This window comes from Roseomonas chloroacetimidivorans, from assembly GCF_049629625.1.
Classification (GTDB): Bacteria; Pseudomonadota; Alphaproteobacteria; order Acetobacterales; family Acetobacteraceae; genus Roseomonas; species Roseomonas chloroacetimidivorans.
In genome coordinates this window covers 16,212-33,760 of the sequence record NZ_JBNBZS010000012.1, presented here as the reverse complement: position 1 = coordinate 33,760, position 17,549 = coordinate 16,212, and the positions used below count along the sequence as shown (strand labels likewise).

The following is a 17,549-nucleotide window of genomic DNA, read 5'->3' as shown; positions in this document are numbered from 1 at the left end:
GCCAGTGATCCGTTATTGGGAACTTGGCCCTTCAGCTAGGCGTTTTCAGTGTGATCCACTACGTGTCGCCAATGCATAAGATTATGCCGGATAATGGATAAGCCGGAGGTGACGCTCGAACGCATGCGGACCTTTGTCCGCGTGGCTGAGCGAGGAAGCCTGTCGGCGGTCGCGCGGGAGCTCGGAGTAGGGCAATCGACGATCACGCGGCATCTGCGGGAACTGGAGGAAGCCGTGGGCCTGCCCTTGCTCAGCAGGACGACCCGCCGCGTGATGATGACGGATGAGGGCGGCCGGTATTACGCGAATTGCGTCCAGATCCTGCGCCTCGTGGAGCAGGCTGCGGACGAGGCACGTGGCACGCGCGGTGCGCCGGCCGGTACGATCCGGATATCCTGCACGGCAGCCTTTGGGGTCCTGCAGGTCAGCCGGCTCATCTTCGCGTTTCAGGACCGCTATCCCAATATCGGGTTCGATCTCAGTCTCAGTGACGAGCGCGTCGATCTTGTCAGGGAAGGTGTCGATATCGCACTTCGCCTGGGCCCGCTCACGAATAGCTCGATGAAGCTTCGGGCCCTCGGCCAGTCCCGGCGTCTGCTTGTCGCAGCTCCGGAATATCTCGCGGAGCGAGGACGACCGGCCGTTCCCCAGGAACTGTCTGGCCATGAGGGCATACGGATGTCGAATGTGGCGGGAAGTGATGTGCTGGTCCTACAGGGACCGGGCGGCGAGCGTCATTCGGTGCCCTTCGGGGGGCGCCTTCGGATCGACCATGGGCTTGCTGCGCGTGAAGCGCTTGCCGCCGGGCGTGGTATCGCGCCCGCCCATCAGTGGCTTATCAACGACCTTCTGACGGCCGGCCGGCTCGTGCCGATCCTGCCCGATTACGAGTTGCCACCCGTTCCCTTGAACATGCTGATTGTTCCGGAGCGTGCTGGCATAGCCCGGGTCCGGCTGCTGGCCGACTTCCTCGCCGAGCAGATCGCCGGGATTCCGGGGATCGAAAAGCGGCGGCCGGGACGTTCGCCCGCGCGGCGCAGCTAAGCCAGCCCATTTCAGCATTCTGGCGCGGGACAAAAGCCTCGCTTTTGCCCGGGAATTTTGGGGAAGGCAGAGCCTTCCCCAGGGAAAGCTCAGGAAACGGCCGGCTCCATTGGCGCGCTGCCCTGGCCGCGGCGGGACTGCCACAGGGCCACGAAGTCGATCGGCGTCAGGGCCACCGGCATGAAGCCGCCATCACGCGTGACATCGGAGAGGATGTTGCGCGCGAAGGGGAAGAGCAGGCGCGGGCATTCGACCAGCAGCACGGGCTCCAGCACGTCCGGCTGGACGTTGACGGTGAAGAGGCCGCTATAGGCGAGCTCCACGATGAAGGCGGTGGTGTTGTCGGAGGTCTTGGCGTCGCAGCGGATCTGCAGCGTCACCTCGAACACGTTGCCGCCGCTCTGCATGGCGCGGGCCTGGACATCCAGGGCGACGTCGATCCGCGGCTGCTCGCGCATCGTGGTGTAGATGTCGGGCGCGCCAGGCACCTCGAAGGAAAGATCCTTCACATATTGCAGGTTCACCACCAGCGGCGCCGGGGGCTGGCCGTTCATGGCGCCATTCGGGGGCATGTTGGCGGGCGGCGGCAGGTCGGACATGGGTTGGGGCCTCTGGCGTTCGGGGTGTAGCGCTATGCCGCGCGGTCGGCGCGGCGGGGTAGCACGCGGCAGGGTTGGATGTCAGGCGGGCGACAGGGCTGTCATGTGTGCCGTCCCATCACTTCTGCCACTCGAAGGTTTCGGGACCCGCCTCGCAGGGATCGCAGCGGATCCACTGCCCGTTCATGAGGGACTGGCCGGTCATGGCGATGATGAAGCCCCAGTGGCAGACCACCACCGTATGGGCCCAGTCCGGGCGCTCCCGCATCTCCTGTCGGAACATCCGGGCGCGGGACATGATGGAGTCCACCGGCTCCTCCTCGCCTGGCCACCAGATGGCGTCCAGATGGGCGAAGTCGTGCTCCGGCCAGTCCGCCGCCAGGGCGTCACGATGGGTGCCGACATCGCAGGCAAAGGCAAAGCGTTCCCGCACCAGCGACTGGACATGGACGGGCAGGCCGAGGCGCCTGGCCAGCGGCGCGGCCGTCTGCAGGGCACGGGTATAGGGGCTGGCGATGATGCGGGTGATGCCTTCACCCGCCAGGGCCTCGGCCGCGGCCTCCGCCTGCTCATGGCCCAGCGGCGTCAGCCGCGGATCCTCAATGCCCGGATCCACGCGGGTGGCCGTGAAATGCAGGTTGAACTCGCTCTGGCCGTGTCGCAACAGGATCATGGGCATGGCCTCCGGTCTTCGGCAGCGGATAGCGGTCGGGCGCAGGGCGCACAATGCACGGGCTGGGGACACGCTGAAGGGATGGCTGTTGCGGTGGGGCCACTGGGCCCCTAACTGTCAGGACATGAGGAGATCGTAATGCAAGGCGGCGGCTTCCCGGTTGATCTGATCCTGTTCGGGATGGTGGCAGCCTTCCTGGTTCTACGGTTGCGCAGCGTGCTGGGGCGGCGGACGGGCTTCGAGCGCCCGCCGGCCGATCGAGCGGCCGCGCCTGTTCCCCCCATGGCAGGGGCCGCCCCGGCCCCTGCCATGCCGCGCCGGGGCGTGCCCGATGCGCGCGGCCCGGTGGGCCAGGCCCTGGCCCGTATCCGCAGCGCCGACCCGTCCTTCGATCCCTCCGCCTTCCTGGGCGGGGCCGAGGGCGCCTTCCGCATGATTGTGGAGGGCTTCGCCGCCGGGAACCGCACGCTGCTGCGCGACCTGCTCTCCGACGAAACCTATGCTGGCTTCGAGCGCGCCATTGCCGACCGCGAGGCCAAGGGCGAGGTGCAGCGCACCGAAATCCGGGAGATCCGGGAGGCCGTGATCGAGGGCGCCGACCTGCGCGGCACCATCGCCGAGGTGACGGTCCGCTTTGTGTCCGACCAGGTGAACCTGACCACGGATGCCACCGGCAAGCCTGTGGCCGGCGCGGATGCGGTGACGGAGCTGACGGATATCTGGACCTTCCAGCGCGATACCCGCAGCACCGATCCCGTCTGGAAGCTCGTCGGCACCCGCTCCGCCTGAAGCAGACCGCTTGAAGCAGCTGATACGCGCCCTGGAAGGGGCCCGGAGGCGAAGCCTGCCGGGCCTCTTTCTGCTGCTTGCGGGATGCGGTGGCCTGCCCGGTTATGACCGCGACCGCGTGTCCGAGGCCATCCCCGCCTTCCAGGCCGGCTGCGCCGCCATGGCCAATCCTGGCCCGCTAGCCGCTGCCTGCGCCGAAGCCGCCACGCTTCCCCTTGGGGACGAACGCGCCGCGCGGGCCTTCCTGGATCGGCATTTCGAGCCCGTGTCTGTCGGGGAAGGGCTGATCACCGGCTATTACGAGCCCGTCCTTCGTGTCTCGGCCATCCCCGCACCTGGCTTCACCGCCCCCCTCCTCGCGCTGACCCAAGGCGCTCCCGACCTGGACCGCGCCGGAATCGAGGCGGCTGTGGCCCGCGGCGAATGGCCGGGCGAGGTGCTCGCCTGGGCCGATCCGGTGGACGCCTTCTTCCTGCAAATCCAGGGCTCTGGCCGCGCGGTCTTCCCGGATGGCACGGTCCGCCGCCTCGGCTATGCCGGGAAGAACGGCCATCCCTATGTTCCCATCGGCCGCCTGCTGATCGAAAGCGGGGCCATGGCGCGCGAGGATGTCTCGATGCCCTCCATTCGCGCCTGGCTGCGCGAGGCGCCGCCCGGGGCCGCGCGGGCCCTGATGGACGCCAACCCCTCCTGGGTATTCTTCCGCTGGCGGGATGACCTGCCGCCGGAGAATGGACCTATCGGCACGCTGGGATCACCACTCACCCCGGGCCGCTCCGTCGCCGTGGATCGCAGCCACACGCCGCTCGGGTTCCCCCTCTGGATCGCCACCCGCCACCCCCTGACCGGGAAGCGGCTGGAACGCCTGGTGATCGCCGGGGATACTGGCGGCGCCATCCGGGGCCCGGCCCGGGCGGACCTGTTCTGGGGTTGGGGCGACGAAGCCGGTGCGGCTGCGGGGCTCATGCGGGCCCAGGGACAGGTCTGGGTGCTTCGGCCACGGGGGCAGTGAACTGTTGAGTTACGGGACCCCACGATGCTCCACCTCCTGGACCTTCGCAGGGGAGCATGATGGTTCCCGGTCCCCACCATCCGCTTGCGTCGGCATGGGGTAGCAGTGTCCAGAAGCGAGCCCATCCCATGGCGGAGATCCAGGCGAATGGACACCGCGGGGCGGTCCCATCCCTAACAATCCCGGCTCTTCGGTCCAGCGTCCGTCATGTCGGGGAAGCAGTCGCGGGCTTCCGAACGCCAGATCTTTCTACTTTGCGCCCGTTCCATTCACCCGGAAAATGCGGGCTGCTTCCAGGAAGCGGATATTGCCTGTCGAACGGCAAAATGGCCGGTCCACACCCGACTGCGTCCTGAATCCGTGGGGGAGAGCGCCAGGAGGACGACTTGACACCTAGGTCCATGGGAGGACATCGTTTCGGCAAGGGGAACCGCGATCGCCCCGTGAGGCTTCGGCTGAAGTATCGCGTCCGCAATCCCATGCCGAAGGGAGAGGACGCCCCATGCCCGCGCCTGATACCATCACTGCCATTCAGCTTTCCCGCCTCATCGGCCTGCCCGACGCGCCTGTCATCCTGGATCTCCGCATCGGGCAGGACCACTCGACCGACCCGCGGCGCATCCCGACATCGGTCCTGCGCAACGCGGCCTCTGCACCCGAATGGACCTCCGAGTTCGTCGGCCGCTCTGTGGTCGTCGTCTGCCAACGCGGCCTGAAACTCAGCCAGGGCGTGGCCGCCTGGCTGCGCCATGCCGGTGTGAAGGCCGAGGTGCTGGAGGGTGGCTTCGAGGGCTGGGCGGCGGGCGGTGGGCTGCTACTCCGGCCCAACCACATCCCGGAGCCTGATGCGCAGGGCCGCACTGTCTGGGTCACACGGTCCAGACCAAAGATCGACCGCATCGCCTGCCCATGGCTCATCCGGCGCTTCGTCGATCCGAAGGCGGTATTCCTGTACGTTGCGCCCGCGGAAGTCCGGGCAGTCGCCGAACGCTTCGGCGCGACGCCGTTCGACGTTGAAGATGTCTTCTGGAGCCATCGCGGAGAGAACTGCACCTTCGACGCCATGGTCGAGGAGTTCGGCCTCCAGTCGGAGGCGCTTGCCCGGTTGGCCACCATCGTCCGTGGTGCCGATACAGATCGGCTCGATCTCACGCCCCAGTCGGCAGGCCTGCTGGCGGCCTCGCTCGGCATGTCACGCATGTACCGAGACGACTTGGCTCAACTCGACGCTGCCATGGGGCTGTACGACGCCTTCTACCGCTGGAGCCGAGACGCGGTTTCCGAGACGCACAACTGGCCTGCAGCCGTCTCGAACCCTCGTTCGGAGAGGGTTGCATGAGCGAGGTCACACTCGGGGTAACTGCCACGCAGTCCGCCGTGTCCGCAGAGGACAAACCGCGCCTGCCATCCTTTGGGGAAGCTCTAAGGGTCTGGCTGAAGATTGGCCTGCTCTCCTTTGGTGGTCCGGCCGGGCAGATCGCGCTCCTGCACCGCGAGGTGGTCGATGACCGCCGCTGGGTCTCCGACGCGCGTTTCCTGCACGCGCTGAACTTCTGCACCCTGTTGCCCGGGCCGGAGGCGCAGCAACTCGCCACCTATTTGGGCTGGCTGCTGCATGGCGTACGCGGGGGTATCGCCGCCGGGGTGCTGTTCGTCCTGCCAGGCATGGCGGTGATGCTCGGATTGTCCATCCTCTACGCCACGCTGGGCGAAGTGCCGGTCGTTGCCGCCCTGTTCTTCGGCCTGAAATGCGCCGTGCTGGTGCTGGTGGTCGAGGCGCTTCTGCGGGTAGCCCGACGGGCACTGAAGACCAACTCCGCCTGGGCGCTGGCGGCGGTCGCCTTCGTCGCGCTCTACGCGTTCGGGGTTCCGTTTCCCGCCGTGGTACTGACCGCGGCGCTGATCGGCTATTTCGCGCCCAGTGCGTTCAAGGGTGGCAGCCATGGCGAGGCGAAGGATGGCCCGCCCGCGGTGCTCGATGCGGTGCTCGCAGCGGACCCGGGTCGCCCCGCCCGGCTTGCTGCAAAGGCGTGGCGTGCTGGATTGGCTGCAGTCGCCCTGTGGTTGTTTCCAGTCGCGGTCCTGGTGGCGGCCAGCGGTGGCGTCTTCGCCGATGTCGCGTGGTTCTTCTCGAAGATGGCGGTTGTCACGGTCGGCGGCGCCTATGCGGTGCTGGCCTACGTGGCGCAGGAGGCCGTGCAGGGCTATGGCTGGCTGACGCCGGACCAGATGCTGGTCGGCCTTGGCCTCGCGGAAACCACGCCCGGGCCGTTGATCCTGGTCCTTCAGTTCGTGGGTTTCCTGGCGGGCTACGGTCAGGGCGGGCTGTTCTGGGGCATTCTGGCTTCGGTGCTGACGGTGTGGGTCACCTTCGCGCCCTGCTTCGCCTTCATCTTTCTCGGGGCGCCCTATGTCGAGCGGTTGCACTCCAACCGCGAACTGACCAGCGCCCTGGCTGCGGTGACGGCAGCGGTGGTGGGCGTCATCGCTAACCTGGCGCTCTGGTTTGGCCTCCGGGTACTCTTTGCCGAGGTGCGACGCTGGGAGGCCGGCTTCGTGGCCTTGGACCTGCCAGTTCCCGGCAGCCTCGATCCGCTTGCGCTGGCGCTTGCCGCACTCGCAGCGGTTTGCCTGTTCAGCTTCAAGCTCGGGCTTCTGCGAACGCTCGGTATCACCGCCGCAGCCGGGTTGGTGGCGAAGCTCGCCCTCGGCTGAGCGCACACCACGCGAGCCAAAAGGCGGACAGGGCGAGGACACCGATCCGGCACGGAACGGGTTCTTGCCCCCAGGGCTGTTACGGAAAACTCCGATTGCATGACGGGACCAGGGGCCCCGCCGAGCAGCGGTCCCCAGCTTCCGACAATCGCTTCAACCAAAATGGCGTCGGTCTCCGGCAGGGGAAGACCAGGAAGAAGCGGCGGGAAATGCCGCTTTCCTGCACCTCCGTCTCTGAACGGGACGGGCCGCTTCCGGCCCGGTCATTCCATCGAGCGCGCAGCCCGACGGCTCGCATTTACGTCCGCTCGCGAGGCTGGAGCGGACACCCGCGTCCTACGCTCTCTGCCAGCCCTTTACGCCCCGAAGCGCGGGTTGGTTGATCTGATCACCTAAGGAGCTGATCTCGTGACCTAGTTTCAGGGTCCAGTGAGCGCTGCTGCCCCATACCGGAAGAACAGATCGCGGGGTCCGGGGTCCCCGGTGGGCCTCGGCGGAAGGTTTGGAAGGCGGCGCCTCCCAAAGGCAGCCTACACGACAGCGGCCGATACCGCCCGAACCCGATCCGCCCTATCTTCCCTCCATGTCCCGCGCCCTCATCCTCGATACCGAGACCACCGGCCTAGATCCTGCCACCGGCGACCGCGTGCTGGAGGTGGCGGCGATCGAGGTGGTGAACCTGATGCCCACGGGGAAATTCTTCCACCGGCTGATCAACCCCGAGCGCGACGTGCCGCCCGAGGCGACGAAGGTGCATGGTTTCACCGCCGCGATGCTGGCCGACAAGCCGGTCTTCGCGGCCATCCTGCCGGAGTTGCTGGACTTCCTGGGCGATGATCCGGTCATCGCCCACAACGCGCCCTTCGACTTCAACTTCCTGGACCACGAATTCGACCGCTGCCGCGTCCCGCGCATCCCGCGCACGCGGATGGTGGACACGCTGGAGATGGCGAAGAAGCGCTTTCCCGGCCTGCCCAACAGCCTGGACGCGCTGTGCCGCCGCTTCGGCATCGACCTGTCGGCCCGTACCACCCACAACGCGTTGCTGGACGTGCAGCTCCTCGGTCAGGTCTATCTGGAGCTGATGGGCGGCAAGCAGCCCGGGCTGGAGCTTGCCACCACGATCGGTGGCAACCGCAACGGGCTGGTAGCCGCGACTGGCCCCGCCGCGCCACGTACGCCCCGGCCGATCACGCCCTCGGCGGAGGAGCTGGAGCGTCATGCCGCCTTCATTGCCAAGCTGAAGGATCCCGTCTGGGCCACCCTGGATGCCGGCTGAGCCGGTGCTTCAGGTCTCGCTGGCTGCGGTTGCCGGGGTTCCTGCCTGACTGTTCGCGGTTGTCCGCGATACCAGGCAATCCAGGGCTTCCTGCAGCGATCTTGCCTCGCAGATCTCCTGACCCTCCTCCCGCAGCGCCGCCATGACCGGGCTGTCGCGTCCCGCGCCCCAGACCCCGGCCACCAGCAGCGCGCCGGGAAAGCGCCGCCGCAGCCGCCGCATGGCGTAACGCGCGCTGGCGGCCCCGCTTCCCTTGTCGAGCGCCGAAAGCACCACGGCCTGCACGCCCGCCTGGGCCGGTACCACCTGCCGTAGTGCGTCATTGGACAGGGCCATGGCCCCGAATCCCTTCAGCGTCAGCACCTGCACCAGCATGACCGTCGCCTGCTCGTCCAGCCTTCCACGCCCGGCCACGCAGAGCACGGCCCCCGGCATGCGCCAGTCGGGCGGCGCTTCCCAATCCTCCAGCTTTTCCGCTTCCTCGCCGCCGGCGCGTTCCACCGGCCCGTTCACCGCGACCGCCTCGGCGTCCTCATGGTCCGACAGATCGTCCAGCAGCCCGTCCACCCGCGTCCGCAGCACGTCCAGCCGTGCCCGGTTCAGCGCGCCGCGCGCGGCATCGCCCTGCGCCAGGGAAAGCCCGGGCAGCGCCACGGTGTCGTAATAGGCCCGCAGAGGCATGGTCCGGAGCTGCAGCTCCGCCTGCTCCGCCAGCCCGTCTCCGTCCCCTGCCAGGGCCCGCTGGTAGAAGGCTTCCGAGGGTTCCAGCGGCGCGCGGTCGCCCAGCAGCACGTCCAGGAACTCCAGCCGGTCCACATGGCGGCCCAGCACCACCAGCCCGACCGTCAGGGGCGTGGCCACCAGCAGCCCCACAGGTCCCCAGAGCCAGGCCCAGAAGGCGGTGGCCAGCAGCACCGCCACGGGGGAGAGACCGGTGGAGTGGCCGTAGACCAGGGGCTCAAAGATCTGTCCCATGACCGGCTCGGCGACGCCGAACAGCAGAAGCACCCAGATCAGCATCGTCCAGCCCGGATCGACGGCGACCGCCAGCAGCAGCGGAAAGGCCGCCGCGATGAAGGCCCCGATGAAGGGCACGAAGCGCATCATCCCGGCGATCACGCCCCAGAGCAGCGGGTTCGGGATCCCGATGGCCCAGAGCCCGGCCGCGATGGCCAGTCCGAACCCCGTATTGAGTGCTGTCTGCGCCAGGAAATAGCGGGAGAGGCGAGATGCCGCCTCGTTCAGCGCCGCCGTGGTCCGTTGCAGATCGCGCGAGCCGATCAGCTTGATGACGCGATCCCGCAGGTCCTCCCGGTACAGCAGCAGGAAGACCACGAACACGATCACGATGCCGGTGGTCGCGACGGGGCCGAGCAGGGGCCCGACCACGCGCTGCAACACCGTCAGCAGCCCCGGCGTCGGCTCCCGCACCTCCACGGGCAGCGGTGGCAGGCCCGTGCGCGGCGCGGTGGAAGAGGAAGGAGCTTCTTCGTGCCGCGCCAGGTTCTCCCCCAGCGTCTGCAGCATCTCCGATACGCGTCCGACCAGGCCGCCATCGCCGAACAATCCGTTCAGCTTCTGCATCACCGTGGCCTGGTAATAGGGCAGCTCGTTCGCCAGCTCCGTCAGCTGCCGCCCCACCAGCACGCCGACGCCGGACAGCACGCCAACGGCCAGGAGCACCCCCAGCATCTCAGAGGCGACGCGCGGGACGCCCAGCTTGCGGAAACCCCTGACCACCGGCGCCAGCACGAAGGCCAGCAGCACCGCGAGGGCCAGCGGAATCAGCAATTCCCGCGTGAAATAGAGCACCGCCACCAGCGCGATGCCGGCATAGAGAATGCCCGGCCCGCTCGTGGGCACCCCCGCTGCCGCCACCCCTGCGGAAAGGCCCGATCCGGCAAGGCCAGTGCTCCGCGCGCTGCCGGGGCGAGGTTCGATGGCGTCCGACATGGTCTCCACATGGCAAGAGGACCGGATCGGAACGCGGCGCGCCGCCTTTGGTCACAAAGGATCGCCGGCGAGCGCCGGCTCAGCCTGTCCGTCCTTATCAAAGCAACGCCGCCGGGCGGCGCAGCAGGGATGTCAGGAGCCGGATTCCCCGGCATCCCGCCGCCAGCGGTGCCGCGTGCGCCAGAGGTGCCAGGCGTAAGCCAGCGCGCCAGCCGCCAGCACGATGATGGCGAGCGGCTCCATCCAGTGTCCGATCACCTCCCATTGCCCTTCGAGCCACCAGCCGGCAGCCATCAGGAAGCCCGTCCAGACGGCGGTGCCCAGGGTGGTCGCGGGATAGAACACCCAGCGGTTCATCCGTACGATCCCGGCCGGCACCGAGATCAAGGTGCGGGGCCCCGGGAGCAGACGGCAGAGAAAAACCGCCCCACTGCCCCAGCGCAGCAGAAGGGTGCCGGCGTCACGCACATCCTGGCCGACGATGCCGATATACCGGCCATAGCGATCGGCCAGATGCTCGATCCTGTCCTGGCCGATGGCGCGGGCGGCCTCGTACCAAGCGGCGTTGCCCAGGATCGCGCCGAAACTGCCGGCCAGGAACACCGCCACCGGGTTCAGCTGGCCCTGGGCGGCGGCGAAGCCCGCCACGGGCATGATGGCTTCCGAGGGAATGGGCGGGAAGATGTTCTCCGCCAGCATCAGCAGGAAGATGCCGATGGTGCCGGTGGCCGCGACCACATCGGCGATCATCTGCAGCATCGGTCAGGGCACCCGGAACAGCACGATGGCGACGTGGCGCCCACGCACGTAGTTGAAGCCCTCGACGCGACCGACCGCGTGGGGATGCAGGCCGATCGCCGCGGCCTCGGCCTCGAAGCGCGGCAGCTCGCGTCCTTCCACGGCCACAAGGCGGCCGGCCCCGCCGGCCAGGAAGCGGGCCGCATCCGCCCCGGTGGTCAGCAGCCGGGTTTCCGTCCCGACCGCGAAGACGAGGGAGGGCTCGTGGAAGCCGGTGATGCCGAAGCGGCTCGCCGGGACGCCCTCCGCCGCCACCAGCGTGCCGACCCGCGTGGAAACCCAGGGGGCGGTCAGGTGGGGCAGCACCCCGCCCAGCACGACCCAGTAGAGCGGGACAGCCAGCACGGCCGCGGAGAGGCCGGCGCGCGCCCATTCGCCGGCCCGCGCCGCGCGCGTCGTGGCCCAGAGCAGGAGGCCGATCACCGGCACGGCCAGCAGACCCGGGATGGAGACGCGCCCATCGGCTAGCACTGGCAGGACCACGGCGCCGATGGCCAGCCCGATGCCTGTGCCGTACAGGGCCGCCCAGCCGATCCAGGCCAACCAGCGCGGCGCCGACTGGCGGAGCGGATCGCAGGCCCAGGCGGCCCCGAGCAGGAACAGCGCCGGATAAGCCGGCAGGACGTAGTGCGGCAGCTTCGTCGCCACGGCCTCGAAAAGCAGCCAGGTCGGCGCGGCCCAGGCCAGGAGAAAGCGGGTGCCGGGCCGCAGCCGCGCGGCCCAGGCCCCGGCCAGGCCACGCAGCACCAGGAAGGCGCCGGGAAAGGCCGCGATGCCGAAGCTGAGCAGGTAATAGCCGGGCGGGCCCCAATGGGCTTCCTCGCCGGAGCCGACCTTGTTCAGCATGTCGTCGCCCAGGGCCTGGCTGAAGAAGCGGCCCTCGGTGGCGATGCCGATCGCGACCAGCCAGGGCAGGGCGCAGCCGATCATGAGCGGGATACCCCAGCCTAGCCGCAGCGCCCGCACCCAGGGGGCGCCAACGCGCCAGCCGCGATCGGCCACATAGAGGGTCAACCCGGCGAAGAGCGGCACCATCGGCGCGATCGGCCCCTTGAGCAGCACCCCAACCCCCAGCGCCAGCCAGAAGCCCAGCGCGGCTCGCGCCGTGAAGGTGGAGGGGGCGAGATAGGCCCGCCCCATCAGCCCCATGGCCGTCGCGATGGTGGCCAGCAGCGCCGCGTCGGTCTTGGCGATATGCGTCTCGACCACCAGCAGCAGCGAGGCCGCGAGCAGGGCCGAGGCCAGGAAGGCCGCGCGCCGCCCCACCAGCGCCCGCCCGAAGGAATAGGTGGCCAGGACCGCCAGCCAGGCGCCCAGCGCGGCAGCCAGCCGGTAGCTTCCGATCCAGCCTCGCGCCGGTAGCCCGACGGCTTCCATGGCATGGACGATGCCGGCCTGGGCCCAGTGAATGCCGACCGGCTTCTTGTTCCGCTCCACCGTGCCGTTGCGGATGCGGACATAGTCGCCGCTCTCCACCATCTGGCGGCTGGCCTGGGCGAAGCGCGCCTCGTCCCGGTCCCCCGCAGGCAGCGAGAAGAGGCCGGGGGCCCACATCAGCAGGCAGAGCAGGGAGAGCCAAAGGCGGGGCCGCCGCGTCTCCCGAAGGCGGTCCAGCGCACCGGGTGACGAAGGGGCAATGACCATGGCTGGCGCCTTACCGGCGCCTGCCAATCGAGTCGAGCCCCGCCCCAACATCCCTGGCCCTGCGGCGTTCACATGCCAGACCGAGGAGAACCCAACATGTCTGACACGCCCGAAATCGTGCCCCCCGATCCCTCCCCCGCGCCCGGCCCGGCCCCTGGCCCGGAGAACCCGGTGCCTGATCCCGTGACGCCACCTTCCCCGCCAACGCCGGAAATTCCGGGCTCGGACCCGGTCGGGCCTGATAATGACCCGATCGGGCCTGATATCCCGCCGATCGGGCCGGGGCCGGGGGGAATGCCGCCGACCGTGATGTAGGGCGCGGGGAGCCTGGTTGGTCTGGAGCTCCGCCGAGGGTCCACGACCCTCGGCAACCGCCAGTATCGCCTTCCGCCGGCGAAAGGCTTGTGGTGCTGCCCTCGATCGGCTGCGCCCTGAAAACCGGTCGCGGGGCCCCGGCGAAGGGGGTACGGGGGAAGCGCCGCTTTCCCAGGCCATCGCCTCATCCTAGGCCGCCGCGAATTGCAGCCGCGCCAGCCGGGCATAAAGCCCACCTTCCGTCACCAGCGCGTCATGCGTGCCCTCCGCCACCACCCGCCCGGCATCCATCACCACGATCCGGTCCGCGCGCCGCACCGTCGCCAGACGATGGGCGATGACGAGCACCGCGCGACCGCGGGCGAGGCGGGCGAGGGCGGCCTGGACCGCGGCTTCGCTTTCCGCATCCAGGGCGCTGGTGGCTTCGTCGAGCAGCAGGAGAGGCGGGTCGCGCAACACGGCACGGGCGATGGCGATGCGCTGGCGCTGGCCGCCGGAGAGGCGCACGCCCTTCTCGCCAAGAAAGGTGTCGTAGCCCTGGGGAAGGGCCTCGATGAAGTGGTCGGCATCGGCCGCCCGGGCGGCGGCGCGGATTTCGGCCTCGGTGGCGTCGGGGCGGCCATAGCGGATGTTCTCCCGCACATCGGCGCCGAAGATCACGGGATCCTGCGGCACCAGGCCAATACGGGCGCGGAGGGCGGCGGGGTCGGCGGCGCGGAGGTCGATGCCGTCCAGCGTGACGCGGCCGGAATCCGGATCCCGGAAGCGGAGGGCGAGCTGGAAGAGGGTGCTCTTGCCGGCGCCGGAGGGACCGACCAGGGCCACCGTCTCGCCCGGCTCCACGGCAAGGGAAACGCCATCGACCGCGAGCTGCTCCGGGCGGCTGGGATAGCGGAGGCGGACATTCTCGAAGGCGAGGCGGCCGATGGCGCGGCCCTTGGCGGGGGTGGGCAGCGGTAGCGGGTATTCGGGCGCGCGGATGGCGGGGGTGGTGGCCAGGAACTCTCCCACGCGCTCGGCGGCGCCGGCGGCGCGCTGCACGTCGCTCCAGAGTTCGGAGAGCGAGGTGACGGAGGTGGCGACGAGGACGGCGTAGAACACGAAGGCGGAGAGCTGGCCGCCGGTCAGGTGGCCCGCCAGCACCTCGCGCCCGCCGATCCAGAGGCTGAGGGTGATGGCCCCGAAGCCGAGCAGGATGATGCTGAGCATCAGCAGGGCGCGGACCCGCACGCGGGCGAGGGAGGCGGCCACGCTTTCCCCCGCCCGGGCAGCGAAGCGGTCGAGGTCGGCGGCTTCATGAACATGGGCCTGGACGGTGGCCATGGCGTTCAGCGTTTCCTCCGCCTGGGCGCCGAGATCGGCCACGCGCTCCTGCGCGATGCGGCTGAGGCGGCGTTCCCGCCGGCCGAAGACGACGAGCGGGATGACGATCAGCGGCGTGACGGCGATGACGAGCAGGGCGAGCTTCGCGCTGGTGACGAAGAGCATGGCGAGCGCGCCGAGGGTGGTGAGCAGGGCGCGCAGCCATTGCGATACGGCCGCGCTGACCAGGCCCCGCAGGATCTCCGTGTCGGCGGTCAGCAGGGTGAGGACGTCGCCGGTGCGGTGCTGCTCGTAATGGCTGGGGGGCAGGCGCAGGGCGTGGGCGAAGACCTTGCGTCGGAGCGCCGCGCCGATCGTCTCCCCCAGCCAGGACACCAGGTAGAAGCGGCTGGCGGTGCTGATGGCGAGGAGCACGATCAGGCCGGCGAGCAGCAGGGCGTGGTGGTCGAGGCTGGCGGCGCCGCTGCGGCCGGCGAAGCCGTCATCGACGATCCGCCGCAGACCCTGGCCGAGCAGCAGCAGCAGGCCGGCGGCCGTGCCCATGGCAATCATCGCCAGGGCCGTGCGCCCGGCATGGGGGCGCAGCAGGGGCAGGATGATCCGCAGCGCAGGGAGGCGGTTCATACCGTGGCTTCCGGTCGTAGGTCTGCCAGGCGGACAGGGCGATAGCCGCGCGCGTCCACGCCGACATCGTATTGCCGGGGCAGCGGCTTCAGCCGGCCATGGGAATGGCCATGCAGGTTCCAGGCGCCCTTTCCCTGGCCGTTCCAGCTGCGGAGCGGGTAGTGGCATAGGGTGAGGAAACGGCCCTCCCGCTCCAGCTCGATGAAGGGCTGCAGGCTGGCCCAGCCTGAAAGCGCGCGGATCGCGGGCGGGTCGTTGTTGCCCCAGACCAGATGCTTGGTGCCGTGCAGCCCTTCCAGCAGCCCGGCCGGATCGCGGTGGCCGATAGCGAAGTCACCGAGATGCCAGACCTCGTCATCGGGGGCGACGGCCTCGTTCCAGGCCTCGACCAGGGCGGCGTCCATCGCGGCGGTGGAGGGGAAGGGGCGGCGCATCAGGGCCCGAAGGGCGCCATGGGCGAAATGCGTGTCAGCGGTGAACCAGCAGGCCAAATCCGTGCACTCACCTCTGCCGGGTTCCGGGCGCGCCTGGGCGCAGCCGGATGTGGTCAGCCCAGGAAGCCGCGGATATGGCCATGCGCCCCGGCAGGTCAAATACCGGGGATCAGCGCCCCCTGCCCGACCCCGCCGGCCCATCCGGCGGGCCTGCTTCCAGCAGCCGGCCCTCGGGCGAACCATCCCGGCCGCGTGGTCCCGGCTCGCCGCGCCGGGCGGCGTCGCCGCGGGATTGCGGGCCGCTCCAGCGGCCGGTGGTGTCGCGGTCCAGGCCGCGGCGGGTTTCGAAGCTGCGGTCGGGCATCGGGGCGCGCTCGCCCGGACCAGTGCCCGTGATGCCCGGCGCCGCGCCCACCCCAGCGCGAAGGCCGGTGGCGGAGAGCGGCATGCCGGGGCCGCCGCGTAGTTCCAGGACGCGCCGGCCCGGCGTGACGGGGCCGATGCCCGGGCCAGCCGGGAGGGAGAGGCCGGGGCCGAGCATGAGGCGGCCGCCGATGATGCCGACCTGCGCCTCGATCAACACACGGGCCGTGCCGAAGAAGGCGGGCGGATCGCGCATCAGGCGGTCGGGCTCCACGCTGTCCGCGACCAGCACGCCGTTCTCGATCCGGCCGCGCGCGAGCACCGGGCCGTCCGGGGGCAGGAGGAGACCGGGGGCAGGGCGCAGGAGGAGGGTGCCGATCCGCGGGGGGCCCGCCAGGGTGGAGAGGCTGCCGAAGACGAGGGTGGCCCCGGGGGCGGGGCGCGGGTCGATGCGGGTGGCGGTGAGACTGCCATCGGGCGCGCGCAGACCACTTACCAGGACCTGATCGCCCACGCGCCAAGGCTGGCCCGGCGGCAGTGCGCCGGCGGTGGTGATACGCTGGCCGGCGACCTGGATCGCGCCGGGCTCGACCGCCTCCACGGGGCCGGCAAGCTCGTGGCGGATGGCGATGCGGCGGGCGCGAAGGGCGTGTTCGGATTCATCGGCGTCCAGCACTACCACCTGGCCGACGCGCAGGGCCGCCGGGCTGGCGAGGCCATCCGCGAAGGCCACTGGCTGGGCGGGGTCATAGGCCACGTGCAGGCCGTTGACGCAGATGCTGGCGAAGCCGGTGACGACACCGACGATGCCCATCCGATGGATTCCGGTGCCGCCGATGCCGCGTTCGCCTTCGGAATCCGCCACGGTCTCGGCGCGGATCCCGGTGCCGCCGATGCCACGCTCGCCTTCGGCCAGGGTGGTGGGTGGGCCGCCATCAGGGCCGACGCGGCAGAAGGGCGCCGTCGTTTCAGCCATGGGGGCCGGGGCGGGAGCGGGCGGAGCTTGGGTGGCGCAGGCGGCCAGCAGGGCCGCGGCGAGGGCAGCCGGAGGAACGAGGCGCATGGCGGTCAGGGCGCCGGTTTCGCCGGCTCGTCCTCGGAATAGAGATAGATTCCGAGATTGACGCGGCGGGTGGGGGTGCCGGGCTCGGCCTCGCCTTCCTCCAGCAGGGCGAGGGCCAGGCGGTTCATCTCCAGCAGCAGCCGGTGCGCGCCCTCGCGGCTGGCGGCCTCGAGGCGCGCGGCAGCCTCGGGGCGAAGGCGGTCATAATGCAGGCTGCGGTCAAAGAATGGGGGCGTACCGGCGGCGGAGACATTCGCGGCGGCCGCCGCGATGTGGTCCTGCAGGTTGCGCGAGAAATAGAAGAGCTGCCCCTCGATATGCTGGTTGGGCAGGTAGGCTGAGGTGCTGAGCCGGATCAGGTCGTCCGGGCCGATGGTGACGAGGCCTTGCTCCAGCCAGTTGTCGAGCACCGTCCGGGGGCGGACATCGGTGGTGACGGAGGCGACCAGCGCGTCGAAGGACGGGGCGCCCTCCGGGGCGGAGCGAGGCAGCGGCAAGGGCAGGCCGTCAGGGCCGGCATAGGCGGAGAGGCCGAGCCAGCGGGCGGCAATCTGGCTGCCGAGAGTAACGACCTGCGGCACCTGGTCGGGCTCGGGCGGCGTCTCGCGCAGCCGCCGCAACTCCTTGCGGTGAATGCCGGTGAGGAGGCTGAGGCGGCTATCGGTGCGGGCGCGGGCGTCCTCGGCCATGCCTGCGGCTACCTCCACATACAGGCCGCGCAGCAAGTCGGCGATGACCGGAAAAGTCAGGCCGGCGCGGATCAGCAGCCGCACCAGGGGGCGCAGGAGGCGGCGCAGCGGGCGGAGGAGCGCATCCGCTGGTGGGGGGGAGGGAAGGGTCGAGGCCGACATCAGGTGACGCGTGGATAGCACGGTGAACAGGTGGGAAGAAATCCCACGCAAGCTTGACGTGGGAAATTTT

General features: G+C 69.9%; 16 protein-coding genes. 7 read left to right on the top strand and 9 right to left on the bottom strand.

The genetic code is table 11. The features are described from left to right. The first annotated feature begins 93 nt into the window (after positions 1-93). Positions 94-1,044: a LysR family transcriptional regulator gene (locus ACO1BU_RS11080; protein ID WP_424136003.1), complete on the top strand. Its 951-nt coding sequence runs from the start codon at positions 94-96 to the stop codon at positions 1,042-1,044. Positions 1,045-1,133: 89 nt separating this feature from the next. On the opposite strand, the gene secB is transcribed toward ACO1BU_RS11080, so the two are convergent. Then, positions 1,134-1,643 carry a protein-export chaperone SecB gene (gene secB, locus ACO1BU_RS11075; RefSeq protein ID WP_424136002.1) on the bottom strand — a complete coding sequence of 170 codons (510 nt, stop codon included), beginning with the start codon at positions 1,641-1,643 and terminating at the stop codon, positions 1,134-1,136. 118 nt (positions 1,644-1,761) lie between these two features. Beyond that, positions 1,762-2,316, bottom strand: coding sequence for a histidine phosphatase family protein (locus ACO1BU_RS11070; protein WP_424136001.1), 555 nt, complete (start codon positions 2,314-2,316; stop codon positions 1,762-1,764). Between the two features lie 138 nt (positions 2,317-2,454). Here ACO1BU_RS11070 and ACO1BU_RS11065 point away from each other — a divergent pair, with 138 nt between their 5' ends. From ACO1BU_RS11065 to dnaQ, 5 genes are all read left to right on the top strand, one after another. Then, the gene (locus tag ACO1BU_RS11065; RefSeq protein ID WP_424136000.1) at positions 2,455-3,105 is read left to right on the top strand and encodes a Tim44/TimA family putative adaptor protein; all 651 of its coding nucleotides are present in this window, start codon (positions 2,455-2,457) and stop codon (positions 3,103-3,105) included. Positions 3,106-3,115: 10 nt separating this feature from the next. Continuing rightward, positions 3,116-4,117, top strand: a complete 1,002-nt coding sequence (mltA, locus tag ACO1BU_RS11060; RefSeq protein ID WP_424135999.1) for a murein transglycosylase A — start codon at positions 3,116-3,118, stop codon at positions 4,115-4,117. 502 nt (positions 4,118-4,619) lie between these two features. Beyond that, positions 4,620-5,456 (top strand): chromate resistance protein ChrB domain-containing protein, encoded by an 837-nt coding sequence (locus ACO1BU_RS11055; protein ID WP_424135998.1) that lies wholly within the window; start codon positions 4,620-4,622, stop codon positions 5,454-5,456. Then, entirely contained in the window at positions 5,453-6,832 is a 1,380-nt protein-coding gene (chrA, locus tag ACO1BU_RS11050) for a chromate efflux transporter (RefSeq protein ID WP_424135997.1), read from the top strand. The genes ACO1BU_RS11055 and chrA overlap by 4 nt, the downstream gene beginning before the upstream one ends. A gap of 583 nt (positions 6,833-7,415) precedes the next feature. Continuing rightward, entirely contained in the window at positions 7,416-8,111 is a 696-nt protein-coding gene (gene dnaQ / locus ACO1BU_RS11045; RefSeq protein ID WP_424135996.1) for a DNA polymerase III subunit epsilon, read from the top strand. Between the two features lie 9 nt (positions 8,112-8,120). On the opposite strand, the gene ACO1BU_RS11040 is transcribed toward dnaQ, so the two are convergent. The 3 genes from ACO1BU_RS11040 to ACO1BU_RS11030 all read right to left on the bottom strand — a co-directional run bounded on the left by ACO1BU_RS11040 (position 8,121) and on the right by ACO1BU_RS11030 (position 12,506). Then, complete coding sequence (locus ACO1BU_RS11040) at positions 8,121-10,064, bottom strand: AI-2E family transporter (protein WP_424135995.1); 1,944 nt, start codon at positions 10,062-10,064, stop codon at positions 8,121-8,123. Between the two features lie 132 nt (positions 10,065-10,196). Continuing rightward, positions 10,197-10,823: a DedA family protein gene (locus tag ACO1BU_RS11035; protein WP_424135994.1), complete on the bottom strand. Its 627-nt coding sequence runs from the start codon at positions 10,821-10,823 to the stop codon at positions 10,197-10,199. 3 nt (positions 10,824-10,826) lie between these two features. Further along, a complete protein-coding gene (locus ACO1BU_RS11030; RefSeq protein ID WP_424135993.1) occupies positions 10,827-12,506 on the bottom strand; it encodes an ArnT family glycosyltransferase in 1,680 nt (559 codons plus the stop codon). Positions 12,507-12,602: 96 nt separating this feature from the next. Here ACO1BU_RS11030 and ACO1BU_RS11025 point away from each other — a divergent pair, with 96 nt between their 5' ends. Then, positions 12,603-12,821, top strand: a complete 219-nt coding sequence (locus ACO1BU_RS11025) for a hypothetical protein (RefSeq protein ID WP_424135992.1) — start codon at positions 12,603-12,605, stop codon at positions 12,819-12,821. A 189-nt stretch (positions 12,822-13,010) separates the two neighbouring features. Here ACO1BU_RS11025 and ACO1BU_RS11020 read toward each other — a convergent pair whose 3' ends face one another. The 4 genes from ACO1BU_RS11020 to ACO1BU_RS11005 all read right to left on the bottom strand — a co-directional run bounded on the left by ACO1BU_RS11020 (position 13,011) and on the right by ACO1BU_RS11005 (position 17,479). Next, on the bottom strand, positions 13,011-14,768 hold the full coding sequence (locus ACO1BU_RS11020; RefSeq protein WP_424135991.1) for an ABC transporter transmembrane domain-containing protein: 1,758 nt from the start codon (positions 14,766-14,768) through the stop codon (positions 13,011-13,013). Continuing rightward, positions 14,765-15,259 carry a metallophosphoesterase gene (locus tag ACO1BU_RS11015; protein ID WP_424135990.1) on the bottom strand — a complete coding sequence of 165 codons (495 nt, stop codon included), beginning with the start codon at positions 15,257-15,259 and terminating at the stop codon, positions 14,765-14,767. Before ACO1BU_RS11015 ends, ACO1BU_RS11020 begins: the two co-directional genes overlap by 4 nt. Positions 15,260-15,371: 112 nt before the next feature. After that, positions 15,372-16,628 (bottom strand): DUF5666 domain-containing protein, encoded by a 1,257-nt coding sequence (locus ACO1BU_RS11010; RefSeq protein WP_424135989.1) that lies wholly within the window; start codon positions 16,626-16,628, stop codon positions 15,372-15,374. A 5-nt stretch (positions 16,629-16,633) separates the two neighbouring features. Next, positions 16,634-17,479 (bottom strand): DUF6502 family protein, encoded by an 846-nt coding sequence (locus ACO1BU_RS11005; RefSeq protein ID WP_424135988.1) that lies wholly within the window; start codon positions 17,477-17,479, stop codon positions 16,634-16,636. Positions 17,480-17,549: the final 70 nt, after the last annotated feature.

Excerpts from the sequence above, each read along its gene's own strand:
- ACO1BU_RS11080 (WP_424136003.1), top strand. The coding sequence starts at position 94 with ATGGATAAGCCGGAGGTGACGCTCGAACGCATGCGGACCTTTGTCCGC.
- secB (WP_424136002.1), bottom strand. The coding sequence starts at position 1,643 with ATGTCCGACCTGCCGCCGCCCGCCAACATGCCCCCGAATGGCGCCATG.
- ACO1BU_RS11070 (WP_424136001.1), bottom strand. The coding sequence starts at position 2,316 with ATGATCCTGTTGCGACACGGCCAGAGCGAGTTCAACCTGCATTTCACG.
- ACO1BU_RS11065 (WP_424136000.1), top strand. The coding sequence starts at position 2,455 with ATGCAAGGCGGCGGCTTCCCGGTTGATCTGATCCTGTTCGGGATGGTG.
- ACO1BU_RS11055 (WP_424135998.1), top strand. The coding sequence starts at position 4,620 with ATGCCCGCGCCTGATACCATCACTGCCATTCAGCTTTCCCGCCTCATC.
- chrA (WP_424135997.1), top strand. The coding sequence starts at position 5,453 with ATGAGCGAGGTCACACTCGGGGTAACTGCCACGCAGTCCGCCGTGTCC.
- dnaQ (WP_424135996.1), top strand. The coding sequence starts at position 7,416 with ATGTCCCGCGCCCTCATCCTCGATACCGAGACCACCGGCCTAGATCCT.
- ACO1BU_RS11040 (WP_424135995.1), bottom strand. The coding sequence starts at position 10,064 with ATGTCGGACGCCATCGAACCTCGCCCCGGCAGCGCGCGGAGCACTGGC.
- ACO1BU_RS11035 (WP_424135994.1), bottom strand. The coding sequence starts at position 10,823 with ATGCTGCAGATGATCGCCGATGTGGTCGCGGCCACCGGCACCATCGGC.
- ACO1BU_RS11030 (WP_424135993.1), bottom strand. The coding sequence starts at position 12,506 with ATGGTCATTGCCCCTTCGTCACCCGGTGCGCTGGACCGCCTTCGGGAG.
- ACO1BU_RS11025 (WP_424135992.1), top strand. The coding sequence starts at position 12,603 with ATGTCTGACACGCCCGAAATCGTGCCCCCCGATCCCTCCCCCGCGCCC.
- ACO1BU_RS11020 (WP_424135991.1), bottom strand. The coding sequence starts at position 14,768 with ATGAACCGCCTCCCTGCGCTGCGGATCATCCTGCCCCTGCTGCGCCCC.
- ACO1BU_RS11010 (WP_424135989.1), bottom strand. The coding sequence starts at position 16,628 with ATGCGCCTCGTTCCTCCGGCTGCCCTCGCCGCGGCCCTGCTGGCCGCC.
- ACO1BU_RS11005 (WP_424135988.1), bottom strand. The coding sequence starts at position 17,479 with ATGTCGGCCTCGACCCTTCCCTCCCCCCCACCAGCGGATGCGCTCCTC.